Below are 22,143 nucleotides of genomic sequence, written 5' to 3'. Positions count from 1 at the left end.
ATCAGTTTTCTGCAACCAACGGCAGTTCGACCAATTCCGCGGCAACAACGCTGCCCGGACGGGCCCGAACAAGACCTTCTATGACCAGTGTCTCTGAGCCGTCCAAACCTTCACGCACGACCCTGTAGCCGTCTATTCTGGGTCCCGGTCGGATTTCCTTTGGTATGACATTGCCTTCAGCATCCACTGTCATCACAAGTCTTCGGTTCTGATCGGAAGCAATCGCCTCATCCGGGATCAGGATGCCTTCATAGGGAAGCGACCCCGGAACGTTGACGCGTCCGAATAGACCGGGTGTCAAAAGCTCATCTGGGTTGCGCAGAACTGCGCGTACGCGCATCGTACCAGTTTCATCATCAATGCGATTTTCTGAGAAATCTAATATTCCGTTCTGAGGCGGTATGCTTCGGTCAGCGACTGTTACTTGAACTTGAAGATTGTCCGCGCCTTCTTGCAGAACAGACCCCCGGGCACGCGCGTCCCGCGCGTATGCCAGAAAATAGCGTTCATCTATGTCGAAATAGAAATAAATCGGGTCGGTCGAGACGATCGATGTCAACAGGGTGTCTTGGGCTATGATCAGGTTTCCTGGATCAATCCGGGCCTGGTCGATACGTCCTGACATTGGCGCTCGGATTTCCGAGTACTCCAGATCAAGCTCGGCCAATTCCAGTGCAGCGCGCGCTTGTTCCAACGCACCCTGCGCCGCAAGAAAAGCTTCGCGACGTTGGTCCACCACGCTCTCCGCGATATTGCCATTTCTGATCAAAGCCTCGGCGCGTTCCAACTGATCAGTCGTGAAGGCACTTGTTGCCTCGGCGATGCTGATCTGTGCCCGAGCTTGTCTCAATGCAGTGCGAAACTGACGCTGGTCAATCGTAAAGAGCAAATCACCCTCTTCGACGAGACTTCCGTCCTTGAAATGCACCTGATCCAGAAAACCTGAAACCCGCGCTCGGACGTCAACGTCAGCCGCGGCGCCAAAGCGACCGACAAATTCATCATCTTCAACTATGGACTTCACAATCGGTTTTGCCACCGTCACGGGTGGAGGACTCTGCTGAGCCACAAGAGCGCTGGAGAGGGCGATCAACAGAATATTGGCGATGTGGAAAACCCTGATGCTCATTTTCATGCCCCCGCGATTGAAGATGCCCTAAGGTCAAATTTGCCACCAAACACTTTAGAGCGTTCTAGCACAAAGGGTCTAGTTCATTTGATGTCAGTGATCATTCTGCTCGATTTCTGGATCACATGCAGCGAAATGCGACTAACTTGTTAGCAATAAGTGTAGTTTAGGTTCGGCCCAGAGGAGACATCCAGAGCACCACTCGGATGCCCCATCGTCAGCTCGTATAGCGGACATTTGCCGCGTGCCTGCGGGATTTCGAGTTCGTCTTTGGCTTAAGTATTCGAACTGCGATTGGGAGACCTGAAGCGAGTTCGCCTGAACCATCACAGCAACCGGGTAAGTTTTGCGAGCGGGTCACATTTGGGCCTCGGTGCCGCGAATACTCCGTGCCAACAGCAGTCTCTTCGCCCATCTCTTCTCCATGAAGGTTCGCGAGTACAGCCAAAAAATATTACGACCACCCGTTTGCGGAATAAACTCGCGGGAATCAAGACAATCAACATGATCCGCTAGGGGCAGATTGGACCTTCGACAAGAAGATTCCGTCAATTTTCAGATGTCGATTGTTAAATCCACCCGCTCATAGCGATAGCTTGGAAACGTACCAAAGTTTGCGATACCGCCCATCTTCCGTTTACATGGTCGACGAAAAGGCCGTGCAGGTCATTCTGGAGGACGCCCAACAAAACACTTTCATGGAAGGAGGCCATCATGGCACACAGCGTCGAATCCCTCATGGACTTGAGTCAGGAGGAACTGGACGAATTATTCTCCAGCGTTGCGGCCGGGGATATCCCCGACGGCGAGGCTGAAGGGACTGCCATCGTGGCTCCGGGCACCAGGTTCACACCACTGATCTCGCGCTTCATCAACAGCTTTGCCTGGCAGGGCAAAGTTTTTGATCAGCAGAAGGGCGTATTACGCAACCGCATCCTACCGTTCGGGCTCAATGCGATTTTGGCCAAAGTCTACAAGGACACAAGCTGGCTTGATGGAAAGGAGTGCATCGTACTGGACTACTCCAATACGTCGCTGCTCGCGCAATGGATTCGCGACGAAATACGTGCCATTGGTCCCGGTCTTTATCTGGGTAAAGTCTATTGGGACGACAATCGTCTGATCGATTTTGCGCTGGATTTCAATGTCGATACGTCATCGCCCTGAATGTGGTAGACTCGTCCCGCCATGACGCAGCAAAGCACATTTCTGATTTTGGCCCCTGTCGATGAAGGGCGGATTGATGATTTGCGCGCGCTGCTGTCCGAAATGGTCGTCAAACCCGGGCTTGCGGACCCGAAGAACCCGATTGTGCCCTTTGCAGAGTTTGACCGTCTGCATGTCGCACGGTTCTTTCTTACTCAGGTCGACACATGGCGCGACATCGAAGCCTACAATGTGGAACCGCGCCCATTTCCACCGCATCTGGCCTTTTTGGGTGATGTGGACGGAGATCGGGACAGCTTTCTGGACGAGTTGGCAGATCAGGCGGGTGAAGGATTGCGGCGGATCTTTTCACATTGCGAGGGTTTCCACGGAGACACGGACCTGTGCGATTGGATGGTCCAACACAACGTGGTTGAGGCCGCTAACTACGTGAACATGCGTGGCCGCACCGTTCAGCAGGTTAACGAAGAAGCGGCACTTGCCCGAGCACTGAATACGGAATTGCGCGCGCTGGTAGACGCGCATGGTATGGATGATGCCATTCTGCTGCACGAGCGTTTGCAGGAATTCGTCTCGACCGAACAGCGGGCAGGGCGTCTCCGCCTGACGCCTCCGCAGCCAGCGCCATTGTTACAGGTTGCCGCCGATTGGATCGAAAAGATCTCGGTGCCCATGGTGCTGCTGGTTATTTCGCCCGTTGTTTTGCTGGCGTCGCCGTTGTTGCTGTGGTGGTTGCGTCGGCTTGAACGGTCGGACCCCGAAATCCTGCCACGCCCGGATGACGCACATATTTCTGAAATGGGCACCTATGAAGATCACGATGTGACCAACCCTTTTTCGGCGGTTGGCGATCTAAAGCCCGGTGGTTTTCGGCGCGCGATCACGACGATCGCGCTGTATCTGCTGAATTACGCTGCCAAGCACATCTTTTCGCGCGGTTATCTGACCCGCGTGCAGACAATCCATTTCGCGAGGTGGGTCTATTTCGACAACAAGCGCCGCGTGATGTTCTGCAGTAACTACGATGGGGCGTTGGAAAGCTACATGGACGATTTCGTCAACAAGGTGGCCTGGGGGCTCAACCTCGTGTTTTCGAATGGTGTCGGGTATCCAAGTACACGGTTTCTGATCAAGGACGGGGCTGAACAAGAGAGCAAGTTCAAGCGGTTCCTGCGAAACCGTCAGCAAGCCACCTTAGTATGGTACAAGGCCTATCCCGGTCTGACGGCTATCGACCTCGACAGGCATTCTCAGATACGCGCCGGGCTTGAGCGGCGGCCGCTCGGGCTGCGGGCATTGCGAAAATGGCTGACGAAAATATGAATGAAAACAGAGATATCCCGGTCACGAAGCCCGACTTTTCCGACATGCAGGGCTTGGTTCGGTTTGGTCATGGCAAGCTGACTGAAGCAGAGTTCCTACTGCTGAAAGTCTCGGACGTGCAGGTTGCGCGGGATTGGCTGGCAACCGCGCCGATCACGTCAGCCGAGTGGATGGACACCCCCCCGGAGACTGCACTGCAAGTTGCCTTCACAGCTAGCGGATTGCAGGCGCTTGGTTTGCCGGGTGAGGTTCTCTCGCAGTTTTCACAACCGTTCCTGGCGGGGATGGCAGGTGAAGCAAGCCGCACCCGGCGGCTTGGCGACACCGGCGGGAACGCACCGGAAAACTGGGTCTGGGATGGTGGTGAGATTCACGTTCTGTTGATGCTATATGCGCGCGAGGGTGGTCTGGATTCCTTGAAATCAACTCTGATGGATGGCGTTTTCAAAGATGCATTCGACATCACTCAGGCACTGCCGACACGCCTAAATGACGGCATTGAGCCTTTCGGATTCGCCGACGGTATAAGCGAACCAAAAGTGGATTGGAATCAGCAAAGCCCACCGCCAAAACACGGCCGCGAGAAATACGCGAACCTAATCGCACCGGGCGAGATCGTTTTGGGCTATGTCAATGAATACAAGAAAGTTTCACCCGCCCCGCAGATCATTGGTGACGAGGGACATCACGACTTCGGACGTAATGGCAGCTATCTGGTTCTGCGCCAGCTTGAGCAGGACGTAGCGGGCTTCTGGCGGTATCTGGACTCGGCGGCAAACGGGGAAGCAGCGCAGCGCGAGGCGTTGGCGACCGCCATGGTAGGCCGTGCGCGTGATGGCAAGCCATTGATCAAGGGCCGACGCGAGATCGAGGGCGGGCGAAAGGGAAACGATTTCACCTACGAGGATGACGTCGACGGCGTGGTCTGCCCGGTCGGCGCCCATATCCGGCGGGCCAACCCACGAACCGGTGACCAGCCACCCGGCGTTGATAGCCGATGGGCCTGGCTTACCAGCACCCTCGGGTTCCGGCGTAGGCGTGATGGTCTGCCGGGTCGGCACGATCTTGTCGCCTCGACACGGTTTCACCGTCTTGCCCGTCGTGGACGTGCCTATGGCTTGCCGCTGTCGCCCGAACAGGCGCTCTCGGGCAAAGCTGATAGAAAAGGGACGAGGGGGCTGCATTTCATCTGCCTTTGCGCCGACATCACGCGTCAGTTCGAATTCGTCCAGAACGCATGGATGTCCTCCCCGACGTTCGATGGTCTGCATGGCGAGGCGGATCCCATCGTCGGCAGCCGCGAACCTGTCGGCGGCGTGTACACAGACAGTTTCAGTATCCAGAGCGCGACCGGTATTGCCAAGCGGCTTGAAGGTCTGCCCCAATTTGTGACCGTTAAGGGTGGCGGCTATTTCTTCCTGCCCAGCATGCGCGCGTTACGCTTTCTCGCAGGGCAGAAGGACTAGGAGAAAATCATGCGCACGATCCTTCTTGTCATTCGTCGTTTTTTGCACTCCCTGCTTCAGATCGGGTTGCACTTGGAACGCAGGCTCGAGCCGTTTTTCCGCCCGCAACTCAACCGCCTCATACGCGACCCCGCGGCGCGGCTTCTTCAGCGCCTCAAGAACCGCAAGCGTCCCAACCACGGGCTTGGCCTGGCCGAGGAGAAGATATTCGACTGGGAAGAAGAGGCGCTGCAGACGATCATCGATGAGATGCGCGAACAGATGAACCTGCATTTTCAGCCCGGCGCCTACGAGCGCGGCGGCAATACAAAAACCCATGGGTTGGTGCGCGCGACCTTTACTGTGAATGCCGACTTGCCCAAGCACCTGCGCAAAGGCGTGTTCGCAGATGAACGAAGCTATCCGGCCTATATTCGCTTTGCCGGGCCGGGCCCCGACGTGCCCGAAGATATCCGCGATGTCGGGTTCGGGTCGATGTCGGTCAAGCTTATGGACGTGCCTGGCCCGAAGCTGATGGAAGAAGAGAAATTCACGCAGGACTGGCCTGCTGTCGTCACGCCAACATTTGTCACGCCAGACGTGCGCGAGAATGCCAAGCTGCAGTATTGGAGCACCATTGACGAGCCGATCTGGTATTTTCTGAACCCCAAGGACACGCATCTGATCGACTTTCTCATGCAGGGGCTGTGGAACGAAACACAGTACAATCCGTTGGGCCAACGCTATTTTAGCTGTGTGCCGTATCTGCTGGGTGAAGGGCAGGCCATGCTCTACTCCTACAGGCCTTTAACGGATGTGCCGATGGATATTCCCGGTGTCCCCTTCGGACGCGTGCCCCCGAACTATCTACGAGACAACATGGCACGCGCGCTACGCGCGGGTCCTGCCGAGTTCGAGATGCTAGTTCAGATTCAGACCGACCCGCATCTGATGCCCGTGGAGGATGCCTCGGTGCTGTGGCCCGAAGACAAATCGCCTTGGATACCGGTCGCACGCATCCATATCCCTCAGCAGGATTTCGACACGCCTGCCCAGATGTCTTTTGCCCGAAACCTGCGAATCAACCCCTGGCATTCCTTGCCCGAACACCGCCCACTGGGCAACCAAAGCCGTGCGCGGCGGCGAATGTACCAAGAACTAGCGGCGTTTCGCCAGAAAATGAATAAAGCTGACCACGTCGAACCCGATGGGACAGAGACGTTCGAATGACAATACCACCGATCTGTTGCGAGTTTTGGGAACGGCAAGATGCAGCGTTTCCCCTCAGGATCAAACACCTAAGGTGATGCGAACCGCTCAAACATTTCCGGCAACAGCGTATTGCGGTAAAGGCCTTTAAAGTCTGACGGACGGATGGCAGCTGGCTGGCCCGCACGGGCGAGCATGCGGAAAAATGACTCCCATTGCTTGGTGGTGAGATCATCCAAAGCGTTCTTTTCCTCCAACAGCGCCATGAACTCTTCCTCGGGGATCAGACCGTCGTCATGCTTGGCAGCCATGTCAGTCAGTGCCCCCATATAGTCCGTCAACAGGTCTTCATCGATCATGCCGTTTTCGTCGTAGACCATAGTGCGTTTGCCCGGTCGGCGTTTCGCCATCTCTTTCAGCGGAATGCCGCGACCAAGTAGGAGGTTTTTTAATCCACCAAATTTGAAGGTCGACCCAAGGGTCAGAAAAATCGCCCGAGATCCGCTTGTTTCAAACGTTTGCCAGCCTTTCAGATTTTCCGGCAACCCGGCACGCGAAATGTCATTACCCAGATTGAAGGGAAGGATATGCTTTTCCATATCCGTCAACTTGAGCTGTACGCCTTCGCGTTTCTCGTCCTTGCGATAACCTCTGAGCTGGTTCACTTCTTTCTGCGTTAGAACCCACTCGCTCGCAAAGCCGGGATGATCAGGCGATTGGTAGCCGGGCCAAGGGTATTTTTTCTCGTCCAGAATGGCGTTGGCCGCGGCAATCAAATCGGCGCGGGTGACGTCATCGGGATCTTTGGTCAGCATATCGCGGGCAAAGACACGGCCCTTACCTTCCAAGTCGGCAAACACGACACCATCCGTTATGTCGACGATATAAACCGTGTCCCCATGTGCCACGCGGATCAGTTGGTTGGGCACATTGTCTTTGAAATGCGCGTCCTTCCACGGATCACCAAGACCCATGTCGCGAATATGCTGATCGCCCCAGGTGATGATACCATTGGATTCCAGTGGATGTTCGTCCGGCGCCTCAGTTGCCGAGGTGCCGACATATTCGTAGGTGTTGACCGTCTTTCGTGTCTCCAGCCAATTGCGCAGTTCTGGACAGTGCAGGTAAAGCATCTTCTCCTTATCAACCGCTTCCACCAGATTTATGGCTGTCCAACCGACTTCGTCTGGGCGCCATTTCTCAGTGAGGTAGGGGTTTTTGCGAATGCGACTGGTAGCCTCCTGCACAAAGGTCTGAAAGCCTTCATTGGTAATGGCCAGACCCTCAGGCCTATGCTCATTCAAGGTCAGCCCGATGATCGCATCCAGTGTTTCAATGCCTTCGGGGTAGAGTTCTTGGAGCTTCGCAATCGTCGCTTTGGATGCCTCGCTTGATGGATCAAGGAACAGGTGCTCCCATTTCTCGCTTGGCGGGATGTTGTGGGCCCGCTGATAATCTGTCCAGAAGGGCGTGCCACGTTCGCGGTCTTTGCGGATTTCCTGCTCCAACATGTTCATGACACCTTCTTCGGTCGCCATGTTTCGGAAGAAATCGGCCGTATTGCCCGCAACGGGCGCGCCAAGTCGGGTGTTCATCATATAGTAATAGACCGCGCCTAGACCCTCGGTCTTGAGGAATTGATGACCATCAAGCTCGCGCAAGTTCATCATGTTCACTTCGCGCGTGCCGTCTTTGGCGGTCTCTCCGATGGACGGGCATTTCAGCTGATCGACCCAGATTTGGTGGCCAAAGCGATAGGCCTTGCTAAAGAAGTTCCCTTTGATCTCAGGCTTGTTCTTCTCAACCTTCCCAGCAGCAATGCCGTGAGCCACTGGATCCGTGCCTTGCTCAGGCCGGTAAATCTTCTTGTCGAAATGCGGCAGCTTGCGTTCCGCGCGGCCGAACAGATTGGCGTTCAGCCCGTTGACCACGGCTTCATTGGCAAACAGAGTGTGCGTCCAGGTACCAGTGTGGATTTTCACATAAGTCATGGTGACCACGCGCCGCGCGATCTGGAAAATCTGATTGTCTGACCAGTCCGGATAACGCTCTTTCAGGACCTCCGCGACCCAATTGTGATGGCGCGCATAGAGCGTATGTTCGGCCTCCAACGGGGCCGTCATATTGCGCCCAAAGCCGGTAACAATCTGTTTTTGCAGCGGGCCATCTTCGCTGACAGGCACGTCTTTCAGCGGGAGAAATCCGCCGGTGCCATCTTCTTCGGTGTCTTCCAGATAAAGCTTACCGCCGGGCACTGGCGTGCCGTCTGGGTATGAGCGCACTTCTGCCAGCGTTTCGATATCGCTGCCGTAAATGTGGCTCATGTCCCACCAGACCGTGGTGCCATGCATGCCTTCGCCATCTTCGCGCAATGCATGCGGGGCATCTGACCGGCTCCAATCATACTTCACACCAAGCGCGGCCCATTCACTGTCCGGGTCGATGGGAATCGCGTGTTTCAACGCATTGTCGGGCGCGGTTTGGGCCACGTCATGGACCAGCTGCTGAAGGTGGGCAGCGGCATGAAAGCTGGCCGTCTTGGCTTCGATGGTTGTGCCATTGCGATAGCCAAAAACCTTTGCAACATCCGCTTCGCTTGGCAGTTTCGGATTATGGGATTGGTCTTGCGGACGATAGCCTTTTTCAAGCCCGTGGTCGACAAACTCCTGGCCCACACGGCCTTCGCCCGGCCCAAATTGTGTATCAAGATACGCGCCATCGGGGGAAAAACCGGAATCCGCCCATTTCGGTATGTCGCCTTTGGGCAGCTGACCGACGATGTCGCCGCGTTCTCCGTCAGGGTCGCGCTCACCCTTTTCCATCTGCGTGCGCGCATCGCCCAAAGCCGCGAGCCGCAGAATGCCAAGCTTGCGCTGCGTCCAACGGCCTGCATTGCCAGGCGTCGCGCCGGAATTCGCCCAGGCTCCAACGGGACCAAGCGCCAAAGAAACCATAGAATCCTTGAAGTTTCGTGCCCTGTCCAGCAGCGATTTTTCGGGGATATGATCTCCTGGACGTTTGAAATCTGTACACAACACCCACGCATCTTTGTGGCCCTCATACGCCTTGGCGGGGTCGGCCTTTAGATATTCTTCCGTCAGTTCGTTAGGTCGAAGGATACCCGCACCGTTTTGTCCATCCACCCGGTTCTTATCGATCTGTTGGGTCCAGAATGCCGCAAGCTTGTGGTTTGGGTCTTTCTTGGCGGCCTTCTCGAACCAATCCGCTGCCGAGAGAAAGTCTCCCACGTTGCGGAAGGCGTGCGCGCCGAGGGCATAGTCCTCCGCAGTCGCAAGGCCCTCTTCGTGGCGTTCGACGTATAGCTTTATTGCCGTCGAAAAATTACCTGCGTTTATGTTTTCCAGCGGATCATCAGAGAGAAGATCAACCCGCTGGTTGTGCTTTGCAGAGACAGGACACCCGGAAACGACATTCATTTCAACCTCCAACAATAATTTGGGTTGAGGTGCTAAAAGATACCAAAAACCCTGAATGAGATGTAGAAACGTGACACCTGCCAGCCAAAATTTGCCGGCTGGATAGGGCTTATTCTAATTTACAAGGCTTCTCAGGGCGACTGTTTTTTCTGGCATAACCGTGGAGCCTTAAACCTCGACTCCCAAAGGCTTGGTTATAGATGCCCTTGTGTGACCATTGATTCAACCCTTGTGCGACCTCACGCTTTGCAGCAGCACGACACTAGCGCTGTTTGTCTGCGATGATCCGCTTGGGAATGAAACCAATGCGCTTTATCCGATTAAGCTACGCCCCGGATAATCTTGCGGCTGGCTGCGGGTCTGTCAAATAGACAATCGCCCAATATATTATTGAACTAAATGAAATATATAGCAACTACACGATACTCAGTGAAACCGATCATCATTGCTTGGAAGGCTAAGGTCTTACCACTACACAATGCCCTCTCACGGTTTTCGCGGGTTAGGACATGCGTCTGGGCGCGCCAAATGCGAAGTGGACATTTGAGGGCCAGATTTCTGCGTCGCGCATACCAACCATAGAATCGCCTCCTCCTAAGGGTCAGATACGGGTCTGCCCCGGAGAACGACCGGGGCCGGTTCAGGCCTAGTGGCCAGTTAGAACCAGGGTGTTGACCGGCATTAGGATCAATCGCAGGCGCAGCCCCGCCGCGTGTACCACACCTATGGTGTCAACAACATGAAGAAAAGCGCCTTCCCAGAACCCGAGGTCTTCGTGTTCAAGCCTTTCATGATTGTCAGTATAGACATTCGCCAGACAGTTGCTGCCCGGCGGAATGTCGTCGGCCATGCCTTTGTAAAGCGGCTCCATATAAACCAGAATGGACCCCGGAACCTTGTTGTTCTGCACATCGCGCAGCTCGTCCGACGGTCTGATCTGACCCGAGGGGATGACGTCCTGAACCTCAACCACAACCATTGGGATCACGGTGAAGGGCTTGGTCATGCATCCCAGCTCTCCGATCATGCCGGGTTTGATGACCTGTGCAGATAGCTGATTGAACGCCGCCTGAAACCGATCATGCCCGGAATGGGACGGCACGAGAATACCTGCGGGTCGCAACAGTGGACTGACATAATCCCCCACCTGCAACCCAAACTGTTCTACACGTCCGGTCACACCGGCATTGATCACAGTCTTGTCCAGTTCCGTCATCGCGGCATCGAGTTGCGCATTTGCGCTGGCAAGTTGGGCCGGGATCAATTCTTCGATTTGTTGAACAACCGCTGCCCGCTTGGACTGGGCTGCCGTTACCTGCGCTTCGCGCTCGGCCACGAGATTTTCCAACCGCTCAATCTCGGCCAATCGAACCGCGCTGGAGCCCTCATCACGCAGCGTTGTGTTGCGCTCAAGGTCTTCCAGCGATTGCGCAAGCGCCGCGCGGGCCCCGGCAATACCTGCATCGGCTTCTGCCAGATCAGTTTCTGCCACTTTCAGCGAGGCCTGGACCTGAGCTACCTGTGCATGCGCCGACTGAACCTGTGCTTGTTGTGTGAAATCCTCGATCCGGAAAATCGGCTGGCCCGCAGTCACCTGTTCGTTGTTGCGCACGTAAACTTCGGCCACACGGCCGCCGAGCTGCGGCAGAATGGTGACTGTGCGGAAATAGGACGCAGCGCTGGAACTGGCCGGATGAAAGTAGAACAGCGTGGTAATCACCGTCAGGGCCAGGATGGCGCAGGTGGTCAAGCCCCAGCGCAATTCGTACCACATTGTGAACAGGGTGATTTCATGCCCGATGCGTTTGCCTTGCACAAAGCGGCGGAACAGATAATCAGGCAGCACCGTGATCAGGGCGCAGAGCATTGTTTCGATCATTGCCTACTGCTCCCGCGCTTCGCTAGTTTCTGCAACGGGTGCTTCGGGTTGTACGGCCTCGGGCGCAGCTTCCGGCACCGGTGACCGCCCCAAAGATCGGATGGCATCTGCGATATTCTTCATCGGCGTTGCAAAATCCGGGAACTGGAACCCTGCAACCAAAATGGCTGCAATCCAGAACAATCCATTATGTGTGAACAAGGCAAGCAGCGCCAGAATACCAACCAACTGGAACTGAGGGTGGTTGTTTTCATGCGCCATTTTTTCCGGAACCGAATGCAGAGTCAGATACCCCACGCCAATCAGCACCACGATGATCACAAAGAACACGACCATAGCAGAGAACAGATAGTCGCTCCCGTCAGCTGCGACGACATATCGGGGGATATGTCCTGTGGCCATTGGATGAAGATCCGTTGCAGTCACTGTACCCTCCTTTTCATTTTGATACTTCTTTGACCGGGTTGAAGCACAAATTCAAGGCTGCTTATAGTCCATGGAACTGACAACAAGACGCGTTGGAACTTAAGGAGCGCCCATGAATTCCCCCAAGCCCGCAATGATCCCGCTTTTGTTAGAAAACAGAGCATGATTGATTTCCTCGTCATCGGCGGCGGGATCGCCGGGCTGAGCGCTGGTGCAAGACTGTCCGCGCATGGATCGGTTACCGTGCTCGAAGCCGAAGATGGGCTGGGCTATCACGCCTCAGGTCGATCTGCAGCTTTGTTCGAGGAAAATTACGGCCCCCGATCAGTGGTCGCGTTAAATCAGGCAGGCAGTCAGTTTCTTCAGGATGGCGGCTATCTGCAAAAACGCGGTTTGATGCTGGTTGCGCGCACAGATCAAGAAGATTTGTTTAAGGCAGACCTCAACAGTCTGGATATGCAAGCGATATCGGTTGACCATGCGCGCAGCCTGATCCAGATCCTGCATCCCAAGAGGCTGGGCTACGCCGGGATCAGCCACGACGCCTTTGACATCGACACCGACTGCCTCCTGCAGGATTTTGCGCGGGTCATTCGCAAGAATGGCGGGGTTGTTCACACTAAATCCTCGGTGACTGCGATCACCAAAGCCAACAACTGGCAGGTCGAAGCGCGGGATGTTTTTGAAGCACGACACGTGATCAACGCGGCCGGTGCCTGGGCGGACGAGGTCGCACAACTGGCCGGGATAGCGCCAATCGGCCTGCAACCCCGCCGCCGGTCAATGGCGCGCATACCGGCGCCGGGCGGGCATGATGTTTCAGATTGGCCAATGATGATTGGTGCTGGTGAGACTTGGTATGCCAAACCGGATGCGGGTAAGTTGCTTGTATCTCCGGCTGATGCCGACCTGGTTGCCCCGCATGATGCCTATGCCGACGATATGGTGCTGGCCGAGGGGTTGGCACGCTATGAAGAGATGGTCAGCGAACCCGTGACGCGGGTTGAAACAAACTGGGCAGGGCTGCGTAGTTTTTCACCAGATGGAACATTGGTGCTGGGTCCTGATCCGCAGGACAGGTCTTTTATCTGGTGCGCCGGGCAAGGCGGATATGGGTTCCAAAGCGCGCCGGGCGCGTCTGAGTTTGTGGCCGACCTTATTGTCGGAAACAGACCCGCGTTTGAGCAGGCGATAATCGATATGCTAACACCGGATCGGCTGCGAAAATGAGCAAACGTACACCACCCCCAAATGCCAGCGTCGCCGCGCCATCAACCGATGGCAAGCTGGTTGCCCCCGCTGCCAGCCGCAACGCTGCCGTCCTATGTGAGCTGGTTTCGCGTTGGGCACCGCCACAAGGCCGGGCCATGGAGATCGCCAGCGGCACGGGTCAGCATGTCTGCGCGTTTGCGCAGAAGCTACCTCAGCTGTCCTGGCACCCGACAGAGATCGACGCGGATCGGCGGCAGAGCATAGATGCCTATGCCAGTGATCAACCGAACATTCAGCCCGCTGCACATTTGGATGCGACAGTATCTGGCTGGCATATGCAATTCGAGCCAAAAGACCTGGTCATTTTGATCAACCTGCTGCATTTGATCAGCTGGCCAGAAACCGTCACGCTTGTCTCGGAAGCTGCTCAGACGCTCTCATCAAACGGCAGGTTCATCCTCTATGGTCCCTTCATGCGAGATGGAAAGCTGACCAGCGAAGGAGACCAGAGGTTTCACGAGGCGCTTGTGCAGCAGGACCCAGAAGTCGGGTACAAAAACGATTCTGATATCAAGCGTTTGCTTTCGACGAAGGGTTTGAACCTCATCGAAGTGACAGAGATGCCCGCCAACAACCTCGCTTTTGTTGCGCGGGCGCAGGCCCTTTGATCAGGCCGTGCACATAGAAAGCCTGCTGACGCAGGCTTGCCTCCGCCGGAGGCATGTGCCGCTGGTGGCGGCGCATTTCTTACGCGCCACCTGCATACGTCTTCGATTAGCCGTCTTTGCGGATAGTTTCGTTCTTCGGATCATATGGGCTGTCGCAAGTGACAACCGCATCCCATAGCTTGTCCTGTATTTTGACCTGCAGCTTGGTGCCCTCGACCGCCAGCTCGGGCTTCACATAGCCCATGCCAATGGATTTCTCGAAGGCCACCGAGTAGCCGCCCGAGGTCAGACGCCCTACCCGCTCGCCTTCCGGCGTGTACAGTGCCTCGCGGCCCCACGGGTCGGCATCGTCCGGTCCGTCGATCAGCAGGGTGCAGCACTTCACGCGCACACCGGTCTCTTCCAACTTGGCCTTGCCGTAGAAGTCTTTCGACAGGTCGACAAAGCGCGGCAGATCAGCTTCCAGCGGGGTTGCATCGCGGCCCAGTTCGGTACCAAACGCACGGTAGGATTTCTCCTGTCGCAGCCAGTTTTGGGCGCGGGCGCCAACCAGCTTCATATCGTACTTCTCACCAGCTTTTTCCAGCAGGTCGAACAGGTAGTTCTGCATTTCGATCGGGTGGTGCAGTTCCCAACCCAACTCACCGGTATAGGCCACGCGGATCGCGTTAACCGGGCACATGCCCAGTTCGATCTGACGGGCCGATAGCCAGGGGAAGCGCTTGTTGGACAGAGCGGTTTCCGGATCGGCGTCTTTGATGACCTCTTTCAGAACGTCACGAGACTTGGGCCCGGCGATGGCAAAGACACCCCACTGGGTGGTCACATCCTGGATCTCAATGTAACCGAACTCCTCCATCTTGTCCTCGGCCGCCTTGCGCAGATAGTCGGCGTCGTACTCGGTCCAGGCGCCAGCCGAGACGATGTAGTAGTTGTTCTCGCCATTGCGCACGATGGTGTATTCGGTGCGGGTGGTGCCGTGCGACGTCAGCGCGTAGGTCAGGTTGATACGACCGACCTTGGGCAGCTTGTTACAGGTGAACCAATCCAGGAACTGGGTGGCACCGGGGCCTTTGACAACGTGCTTGGTGAAGGCCGACGCGTCGATCAGGCCAACGCCTTCGCGGATCGCCTTGGCTTCTTCGACAGCGTATTGCCACCAGCCACCGCGACGGAACGAGCGGTTTTCCTTGTCGAAGTTGTCCGGTGCATCCAGCGGGCCAAAATAGTTCGGACGTTCCCAGCCATTCACCCAGCCGAACTGCGCGCCGCGTGCTTTCTGACGATCGTACGCCGGAACGGTGCGCAGCGGACGGCAAGCCGCGCGCTCTTCATCCGGGTGGTGCAGGATGTAGACGTGCTCATAGCACTCTTCATTCTTGCGGGCCGCGAACTCGGTGGTCATCCAGTTGCTGCTGTAGCGCTTGGGATCCAGCGAGGCCATGTCGATCTCGGCTTCGCCATCGACCATCATCTGCGCCAGATAATAACCAGTGCCGCCTGCCGCAGTAATGCCGAAGCTGAAGCCCTCGGCCAGCCACATGTTGCGCAGGCCCGGCGCGGGGCCGACCAGCGGGTTGCCGTCGGGCGTGTAGCAGATCGGGCCGTTAAAGTCGTCTTTCAGGCCTGACTCGGCGCAGGAAGGCACGCGTTCCGCCATTGCCATGTACTGATCCGCGATCCGATCCAGATCCAGCGGGAACAGGTCGGCGCGGAAGCTGTCGGGCACGCCGTGTTCGAACTGCGCAGGTGCGCCATGTTCATAAATGCCCAAAATCCAGCCGCCGCGTTCCTCACGCGCATAGGATTCATTGTCTGCATCGCGGACAACCGGATGCTCGGAATTTCCGGCCGCGCGCCATTTGACCAGTTCGGGGTCTTTGTCCATGACGATGAATGTGTGTTCGACCGGGATCGCCGGCATCTTGATGCCCAGCATCTTGGCGGTACGCTGCGCGTGGTTACCCGACGCGGTCACCACATGTTCGGCGGTGATCACAACCTGCTCGTCGGAAGGAACGAGGTTGCCGCCTTTTTCGACCATTTTGGTACAGGTGACTTCCCAATGGGTGCCATTCCAGTGGAACGCATCAGCCTGCATTTTGCGGACGATTTCAACCCCGCGCTGACGGGCCCCTTTGGCCATCGCCTGAGTGACGTCAGCAGGGTTAATGTAGCCGTCTTCGGTGTGGTAAATCGCACCTTTCAGGTCATTGGTCTCGATCAGCGGCCAGCGTTCTTTGATCTGTTCGGGGGTCAACCATTCATAGGCGACATCACAGGTTTCAGCCGTGGATGCATAGAGCATGTATTCATCCATACGCTCCTGCGTCTGTGCCATGCGCAGATTGCCGACCACCGCGAAGCCTGCGTTCAGGCCGGTTTCTTCTTCAAGCGTCTTGTAGAAATCAACCGAGTATTTGTGGATGTGGGTCGTCGCGTAGGACATGTTGAACAGAGGCAGCAGGCCAGCCGCGTGCCAAGTCGAGCCGGAGGTCAGCTCATCCCGTTCAATCAACATCACATCGTCCCAGCCCGCCTTGGCCAGGTGATAGGCAATCGAGGTCCCAACGGCGCCGCCGCCAACAACCAGTGCTTTGACTTGGGTTTTCATAACCGGGCGTCTCCCCTTGAATTCAGTTGACACCATATGGCGCAGTTCAGGGGGACAGCGCGACATTCATCCGACCGGTGATAAGAAAAAAACGACCCGCAGATCAATTCAAGGTCGAAAAACGGCCATCAGCCGCTGCGGCTGAGTCACCAACCGGGCGTCACTGCACTAACCTGCCCGGAACAATCTTTCCGGGGTTCATGATGTCGTCTGGATCCAGCGCAGCTTTGATCGCCGTCATATACTGCGTTGCAGCCCCAAGTTCCTTGACCAGATAGGAACGTTTGCCCTGCCCGATCCCGTGTTCGCCGGTGCAGGTGCCGTCCATCGAAATCGCCAGATCGTTCAGCCAGCTGACAAATTGATCGGCATTGGCAACTTCAGTCTGATTGTCCATGTCGATCAGAGGAAGGGTGTGGAAGTTCCCATCCCCAACATGGCCAACAATCGGGGCGATCAGACCAAGTTCTGCCGCCTTGTCCTGTGCTGCGCCAACCGCTTCGGCCAGCCGAGAGATTGGAACACACACATCTGTTGATATGCCTTGTGCACCAGGGCGCAATTGCAAGCAGGCCCAGTACATATCATGCCGCGCTTGCCATAGCTTGTTGCGTTCTTCGGTGGTGGACGTTGCCGCAAAGTCCACGCCACCAAATTCGCCTGCGATGTCCCCGAAGGTCGTCGCCTGCTCGGCGGTCCCATTTTCTGAGCCATGGAATTCGAGCAATAGCAGGGGTGTTTCAGGCAGGTTCAGGCCGGAATAGGCATTGGCTGCGCGCACGGACATCTCGTCCAGCAGTTCGATCCGCGCAACCGGGATGCCGTATTGGATGGTCATCATTACGGCCTGACACGCGGCATCAACGCTTGGAAAGGAACAGCGGGCCGAGCTGATCGCCTCGGGGATGCCGTGGAGACGCAGGGTGAGTTCGGTGATGATGCCCAACGTCCCTTCCGCCCCAATCAGCAATCGGGCCAGATCATAGCCTGCGGATGATTTTTTGGCGCGATTGCCGGTTCGGATCACCTGCCCATCGGGCATAACCGCCTCAAGGCTCAGCACATTGTCCCGCATCGTGCCATAGCGCACCGCATTGGTGCCTGAGGCGCGCGTTGCGGCCATACCACCGAGCGAGGCATTGGCCCCCGGGTCGATCGGGAAAAACAGGCCCTGATCACGCAGATGCGTATTCAGGTCTTCACGGGTTACGCCCGGCTGAACAACGCAATCCAGATCACCAGCGTTGACGGCAAACACCTTGTTCATCTGCATCAGGTCGACGCAAACCCCTCCTGCAGGCGCATTCACGTGACCTTCCAGCGAGGTGCCGGTGCCGAAGGGGATCACGGGCACTTTATGCGTCGCGCAAATTGTGACGATTTCGGATACTTCTGCGGTTGAAGTTGGAAAGACGACCGCATCTGGGCTTTGGTTGGCGATCCACGTTGTCGTATGGCCATGCTGTTCGCGGATCGCGGCGCTGGTTTGCAGCCGGTCGCCAAACCGCTGCTTCAGAATTCCAATCGCCATTTGAATGCCCGCGTCATTGCGGGGCAGCGCGGTTGCCTGCACCATCTTGAACCTCCCCTGCCCGACAGGGTGCCGGGTCTTTCAGATCATGACTAAAAGGCCCGGCAACGTGGAACAAGTCCCAAGACCTATTCGCCCAGCGCGATGCCTTCGCGCCGAGGGTCCGCACCGCCGCTTAACCCGTCGCGAATTTCAATGGCATGCAGACCCGAGGTCAGGTCACGCGGGTTCACTTCGAATCCCAATGTGGTCAGGGCGTCCACATATCCCTCGGCTACAGTGCCCAATTCCACATCATAAGTGCCGAACCGGTTGACCAGATGCGGTAGGGACACCGCCTGTTGTACGTCCATTCCCCAATCAGCCCAGGCAATGATCGATTTGGCCACATAGCCGATAATCCGGCTGCCGCCGGGTGATCCGATGGCCAAAACCGGGGCACCGTCCTGCATCACGATAGTAGGGCTCATGGACGAGCGTGGACGCTTGCCGGGCTCCAACCGGTTGGCGATAGGAACTCCGCTGGTATGAGTTCTGAAGGAGAAATCCGTCAGTTCGTTATTGAGCAGGAAACCGTTGGTCATCAAGCGCGAGCCAAAGCCGTTTTCGATGGTCGTGGTCATCGACAAAACATTGCCAAAGCTGTCCACAATCGAGATATGCGAGGTCGAAGGCAGCTCCAGCGAAACATCGTCGGCCCAGTTCGACGCGTGATCGAAGGCGGGGTTGCCGGGGGCAACATCGATCAACGCGCTCTCGGCGTTCAGCAGATCGGCACGTTCTGCCAGATAGGCTGGATCAACCAGACCTTCGGTTGGCATCGGGACAAAATCGCTGTCGGCCATGTAACGCCCCCGGTCTGCAAAGGCGAGGCGTGAGGCTTCACCGATCAGCCGCCAGGCTTCGACACTTTCTGGCCCCATCGCCGCCAGATCATAACTGTCCAGCATGCCCAGGATTTGCCCAACGGTCAGTGCTCCGGATGACGGCGGCCCCATGCCGCACACCTCGTAAGAGCGATATGTGGCGCAGACTGGTTCACGCTCGATCACTTGATAGAGCGCCAGATCCGTGCCTGACAGAACACCCGGATTCCCCGGGGCAGTCCGAACGGTGTTTACAATTCCTGCCGCAATATCACCACCATAGAACCCTGCTGCCCCATCTGCGGCCAGCACCCGCAGCGTTTCAGCATAGTCGGGGTTCATCAGCCGATGGCCTTGCTGCAACGGTTCACCACCTGGCAAGAAGTATTCTGCCGTAGAAGGGAAACGTGACAATCGTTCAGCGTCGTTGGCAGCCAACGCGGCAAGGCGCGGCGAGACCAGAAACCCTTCATCCGCCAATCGGATGCCATCGGTAAACAGCCCGGGCCAGGGTGACCGCCCCCAGCGGCGATGCGCTTCTTCCAGCAACGCGGGCGTTCCGGGTGTGCCAACAGACAGCCCGCCGACAACCGCATCAAAGAACTTGAGCGGCTCGCCGTTTTCGTCCTGAAACAGTGTTGGCGTAGCCGCCAGCGGCGCCGTTTCGCGCCCGTCCAAAGTGGTCATTTGACCCGAGGCTGCATCGTACCAAACCAAGAAGGCCCCGCCGCCCAGACCCGATGACTGCGGCTCGACCAGTCCCAGCACAACTTGCACTGCGACCATGGCATCGGCTGCTGATCCTCCGGCGCGCAAGATCTTGGCCCCGGCCTCGACCGCCAGCGGATTGGCAGCAGCAACCATCCAGTTTTCCGATTGTACCGGAACACCTGCCAGTTTCGCCTCGACGGCAGCGATGACCTCCTCGGTCAAGGCCTGAACCTGCCCTTCGGACGCCCCTTCTGGTGCGACTGCATCTGCCGTTTCCTGCGCGAATGCGGGCGCGGTTAACGCAACCGTTGAAACGATCAAACCTGAAATTCGACTGAAACGCATCTAATCCTCCAATTCTACTATTGCTTTCAACACTGTACAGACGACCGGAAAGCCGCAACCAAAGGTTGAGATTACGCAAGCCAATGGCAGAGTCCCGCCGTATCAGGTCTTGTCAATCCGAACCAACATCCACGCGATCCGTGTCGTATCGCTGCAAGCCCTCAAATTCTGGCAACCAGCTTTCACGCCGGATCGCCCAGCATTCATAGCTTGGTTTGAACTGATTGACCTCATCAAAGCTGCCCAGGTGCACCTCTACCTCGTCATCTGTTCTGGCAAACACCGGCGACCCACAGACCGGGCAAAAAAAGCGCCCTTCGTAGCTACGAGTTTCTCCACTGATCTGCACACAATCATGGTGAAAAATGGCAGCGGCGTAGAACAAGGCACCATGATGCTTTCGGCAATCAAGGCAGTGACATAAGCCAACCCGGAGCGGAGGGCCCTTGGCAGTGACCCGCACCGCGCCACAGCGGCAACCGGCTTTATGGATCTCGGTCACTGGCCAACCTCCAAAACCTCATAGCATCGCGGGCACAACCTGATCCGGTGGGCGGTGCCCATCTTCGAACGTCTTGATGTTGATGATCACCTTCTCGCCCATCTCGATCCGCCCTTCCAGCGTGGCCGAGCCCATGTGCGGCAGCAGGACAACATTTGGCAATTGCCTCAGGCGCGGGTTCACATCGGTGCCCCGTTCATAGACATCCAGACCAGCCCCGGCGATCTCGCCCGCGCGGATCATGCGGGTCAGGGCGTTTTCATCGACCACTTCACCGCGAGATGTATTCACGATCACGGCCGAGGGTTTCATCAGCTTCAAACGCCGCGCATTCATCAGATGAAAAGTAGATGGGGTCGACGGACAATTGACCGAGATCACATCCATCCGTGCCACCATCTGGTCCAGGCTTTCCCAATATGTCGCCTCCAGCATCTGTTCGGTCTCGGGCCGTAGGCGGCGGCGATTGTGATAATGCACCTGCATCCCAAAGGCACTGGCGCGGCGCGCAACCGCCTGACCGATCCGACCCATACCCAGAATGCCAAGGCGCCGACCACCTATCCGACCACCCAGCAGGGCCGTCGGGGCCCAGCCTGCCCAGTCTCCCTTTTGCATTACGCCGAGACCCTCGGGAATGCGCCGCGTGACTGCCAGAATCAGCGCCATGGTCATGTCGGCCGTATCGTCGGTCAGAACACCTGGCGTGTTCGACACCAGGATGCCGCGCTGACGGGCAGTCGCCACATCAATGTTATCAACACCGGCACCATAATTCGCAATCAGACGCAGTTGATCCCCCGCCTGCCCCAATACACCGCCATCAATCGTGTCGGTTACGGTGGGCACCAGCACATCCGCCTCTTTCACGGCTGCCACAAGATCATCCCGGGTCATGGGCGTATCATCATCGCGCAAACGGACATCGAACAGCTCACTCAGCCGCGTCTCGACCGCTTCGGGCAACCGTCGCGTTACAACAACACTCAGACGTTCTCTTGGCACCTCGGCCCTCCCACTGCTTTGCATTCGCGCGCGCTCCGTGGCATCGTGGCTCAGGATAAGGCGGGGCACAAGAACCCCTAAGGCATTGAGTCGACCTTTTTTCGAAAGCAGATCAACAGGCACAAGAGCAGGCAGTCAGTGAGTGGTCCTCTACCGGTGAAACGCCGTTGTTTGGCGATCCTAGCCGCGTTCCTCGTAGCGCTCGGTCCCATTGTGGCCACCGCAGAGGACAATCGCGGCCAGGTTACGAATCTGCCCCTGCCCCGTTATGTCTCGATGAAAGCAGCCGAAGGCAATGTACGCCGGGGTCCGTCGCTGACCCATCGGATTGATTGGGTCTTCAAACGGCGTGGGATGCCCCTGCAAATCACGGCGGAATATGGAAACTGGCGCAAGGTTCAGGACCGCGACGGTGCGGGCGGCTGGGTTCACTATGCGCTGCTGTCTGGCGTGCGCACGGTGCTGATCGAATCCGAGATGTTGCCCGTATACGCCCGACCCGACCCCAACGCCCCCATCAACGCCCATTTCGAAACCGGCGTGGTTGCGCGCCTTGGCAGTTGTTCGCTGGATTGGTGCCGGATTTCGGCAGGCGGCTATCGCGGCTGGACACTGAAGTCGAACCTTTGGGGCGTCGATCCGGCAGAGATCAGGGAATAACCGGGCTGTCTCCA

16 protein-coding genes are annotated in these 22,143 nt (G+C 57.0%); 7 read left to right on the top strand and 9 right to left on the bottom strand.

Annotated features, from left to right (window positions below; genetic code table 11):
- Nucleotide 1: 1 nt before the first annotated feature.
- Complete coding sequence (locus tag ACR0KG_RS03575) at nt 2-1,129, bottom strand: efflux RND transporter periplasmic adaptor subunit (protein WP_480550131.1); 1,128 nt, start codon at nt 1,127-1,129, stop codon at nt 2-4.
- Nucleotides 1,130-1,843: 714 nt separating this feature from the next.
- Here ACR0KG_RS03575 and ACR0KG_RS03570 point away from each other — a divergent pair.
- The 4 genes from ACR0KG_RS03570 to ACR0KG_RS03555 are packed head-to-tail and all read left to right on the top strand — an operon-like array spanning nt 1,844 to nt 6,294.
- Nucleotides 1,844-2,296 carry a hypothetical protein gene (locus tag ACR0KG_RS03570; RefSeq protein ID WP_480550132.1) on the top strand — a complete coding sequence of 151 codons (453 nt, stop codon included), beginning with the start codon at nt 1,844-1,846 and terminating at the stop codon, nt 2,294-2,296.
- Nucleotides 2,297-2,317: 21 nt separating this feature from the next.
- Nucleotides 2,318-3,619: a hypothetical protein gene (locus ACR0KG_RS03565; protein WP_480550134.1), complete on the top strand. Its 1,302-nt coding sequence runs from the start codon at nt 2,318-2,320 to the stop codon at nt 3,617-3,619.
- The gene (locus ACR0KG_RS03560) at nt 3,616-5,085 is read left to right on the top strand and encodes a Dyp-type peroxidase (RefSeq protein WP_480826499.1); all 1,470 of its coding nucleotides are present in this window, start codon (nt 3,616-3,618) and stop codon (nt 5,083-5,085) included. Before ACR0KG_RS03565 ends, ACR0KG_RS03560 begins: the two co-directional genes overlap by 4 nt.
- A 9-nt stretch (nt 5,086-5,094) precedes the next feature.
- Nucleotides 5,095-6,294, top strand: coding sequence for a catalase family protein (locus tag ACR0KG_RS03555; RefSeq protein ID WP_480826498.1), 1,200 nt, complete (start codon nt 5,095-5,097; stop codon nt 6,292-6,294).
- Nucleotides 6,295-6,362: 68 nt separating this feature from the next.
- Here the strand turns inward: ACR0KG_RS03555 and ACR0KG_RS03550 are convergent, their stop codons facing one another.
- The 3 genes from ACR0KG_RS03550 to ACR0KG_RS03540 all read right to left on the bottom strand — a co-directional run bounded on the left by ACR0KG_RS03550 (nt 6,363) and on the right by ACR0KG_RS03540 (nt 11,991).
- Nucleotides 6,363-9,710 carry a peroxidase family protein gene (locus tag ACR0KG_RS03550; protein WP_480826497.1) on the bottom strand — a complete coding sequence of 1,116 codons (3,348 nt, stop codon included), beginning with the start codon at nt 9,708-9,710 and terminating at the stop codon, nt 6,363-6,365.
- Nucleotides 9,711-10,356: 646 nt separating this feature from the next.
- Nucleotides 10,357-11,589 carry an HlyD family secretion protein gene (locus tag ACR0KG_RS03545; protein WP_170531787.1) on the bottom strand — a complete coding sequence of 411 codons (1,233 nt, stop codon included), beginning with the start codon at nt 11,587-11,589 and terminating at the stop codon, nt 10,357-10,359.
- 3 nt (nt 11,590-11,592) lie between these two features.
- Nucleotides 11,593-11,991, bottom strand: coding sequence for a hypothetical protein (locus tag ACR0KG_RS03540; protein ID WP_480827326.1), 399 nt, complete (start codon nt 11,989-11,991; stop codon nt 11,593-11,595).
- A gap of 186 nt (nt 11,992-12,177) precedes the next feature.
- Between ACR0KG_RS03540 and ACR0KG_RS03535 the strand changes: the two genes are divergently transcribed.
- Together ACR0KG_RS03535 and ACR0KG_RS03530 are read left to right on the top strand one after the other, a co-directional pair.
- Entirely contained in the window at nt 12,178-13,245 is a 1,068-nt protein-coding gene (locus ACR0KG_RS03535; protein WP_480826496.1) for an NAD(P)/FAD-dependent oxidoreductase, read from the top strand.
- On the top strand, nt 13,242-13,895 hold the full coding sequence (locus ACR0KG_RS03530) for a DUF938 domain-containing protein (protein ID WP_480826495.1): 654 nt from the start codon (nt 13,242-13,244) through the stop codon (nt 13,893-13,895). Before ACR0KG_RS03535 ends, ACR0KG_RS03530 begins: the two co-directional genes overlap by 4 nt.
- Before the next feature lie 106 nt (nt 13,896-14,001).
- On the opposite strand, the gene ACR0KG_RS03525 is transcribed toward ACR0KG_RS03530, so the two are convergent.
- From ACR0KG_RS03525 to ACR0KG_RS03505, 5 genes are all read right to left on the bottom strand, one after another.
- Entirely contained in the window at nt 14,002-16,509 is a 2,508-nt protein-coding gene (locus ACR0KG_RS03525) for a GcvT family protein (protein WP_480826494.1), read from the bottom strand.
- Nucleotides 16,510-16,669: 160 nt separating this feature from the next.
- A complete protein-coding gene (locus tag ACR0KG_RS03520; RefSeq protein ID WP_480826493.1) occupies nt 16,670-18,085 on the bottom strand; it encodes an FAD-binding oxidoreductase in 1,416 nt (471 codons plus the stop codon).
- An 83-nt stretch (nt 18,086-18,168) separates the two neighbouring features.
- Complete coding sequence (ggt, locus tag ACR0KG_RS03515; protein ID WP_480826492.1) at nt 18,169-19,962, bottom strand: gamma-glutamyltransferase; 1,794 nt, start codon at nt 19,960-19,962, stop codon at nt 18,169-18,171.
- 112 nt (nt 19,963-20,074) lie between these two features.
- Nucleotides 20,075-20,464 (bottom strand): GFA family protein, encoded by a 390-nt coding sequence (locus ACR0KG_RS03510; protein WP_480550148.1) that lies wholly within the window; start codon nt 20,462-20,464, stop codon nt 20,075-20,077.
- A gap of 18 nt (nt 20,465-20,482) precedes the next feature.
- A complete protein-coding gene (locus ACR0KG_RS03505; RefSeq protein ID WP_480826491.1) occupies nt 20,483-21,469 on the bottom strand; it encodes a 2-hydroxyacid dehydrogenase in 987 nt (328 codons plus the stop codon).
- 138 nt (nt 21,470-21,607) lie between these two features.
- On the opposite strand from ACR0KG_RS03505, the gene ACR0KG_RS03500 reads away from it, so the two are divergent.
- Entirely contained in the window at nt 21,608-22,129 is a 522-nt protein-coding gene (locus ACR0KG_RS03500; RefSeq protein ID WP_480826490.1) for an SH3 domain-containing protein, read from the top strand.
- The last annotated feature ends 14 nt before the right edge of the window (nt 22,130-22,143 follow it).

The sequence above is a fragment of the Ruegeria sp. H4 genome (genome assembly GCF_056533065.1).
This window is presented reverse-complemented; position numbering and strand designations above follow the sequence as displayed.

What these genes read in the sequence shown, in the direction of transcription:
- ACR0KG_RS03570 (WP_480550132.1), top strand. Translation starts at nt 1,844, where the DNA reads ATGGCACACAGCGTCGAATCCCTCATGGACTTGAGTCAGGAGGAACTG.
- ACR0KG_RS03565 (WP_480550134.1), top strand. Translation starts at nt 2,318, where the DNA reads ATGACGCAGCAAAGCACATTTCTGATTTTGGCCCCTGTCGATGAAGGG.
- ggt (WP_480826492.1), bottom strand. Translation starts at nt 19,962, where the DNA reads ATGCGTTTCAGTCGAATTTCAGGTTTGATCGTTTCAACGGTTGCGTTA.
- ACR0KG_RS03525 (WP_480826494.1), bottom strand. Translation starts at nt 16,509, where the DNA reads ATGAAAACCCAAGTCAAAGCACTGGTTGTTGGCGGCGGCGCCGTTGGG.
- ACR0KG_RS03575 (WP_480550131.1), bottom strand. Translation starts at nt 1,129, where the DNA reads ATGAGCATCAGGGTTTTCCACATCGCCAATATTCTGTTGATCGCCCTC.
- ACR0KG_RS03535 (WP_480826496.1), top strand. Translation starts at nt 12,178, where the DNA reads ATGATTGATTTCCTCGTCATCGGCGGCGGGATCGCCGGGCTGAGCGCT.
- ACR0KG_RS03555 (WP_480826498.1), top strand. Translation starts at nt 5,095, where the DNA reads ATGCGCACGATCCTTCTTGTCATTCGTCGTTTTTTGCACTCCCTGCTT.
- ACR0KG_RS03560 (WP_480826499.1), top strand. Translation starts at nt 3,616, where the DNA reads ATGAATGAAAACAGAGATATCCCGGTCACGAAGCCCGACTTTTCCGAC.
- ACR0KG_RS03520 (WP_480826493.1), bottom strand. Translation starts at nt 18,085, where the DNA reads ATGGTGCAGGCAACCGCGCTGCCCCGCAATGACGCGGGCATTCAAATG.
- ACR0KG_RS03530 (WP_480826495.1), top strand. Translation starts at nt 13,242, where the DNA reads ATGAGCAAACGTACACCACCCCCAAATGCCAGCGTCGCCGCGCCATCA.
- ACR0KG_RS03545 (WP_170531787.1), bottom strand. Translation starts at nt 11,589, where the DNA reads ATGATCGAAACAATGCTCTGCGCCCTGATCACGGTGCTGCCTGATTAT.
- ACR0KG_RS03540 (WP_480827326.1), bottom strand. Translation starts at nt 11,991, where the DNA reads ATGGCCACAGGACATATCCCCCGATATGTCGTCGCAGCTGACGGGAGC.
- ACR0KG_RS03550 (WP_480826497.1), bottom strand. Translation starts at nt 9,710, where the DNA reads ATGAATGTCGTTTCCGGGTGTCCTGTCTCTGCAAAGCACAACCAGCGG.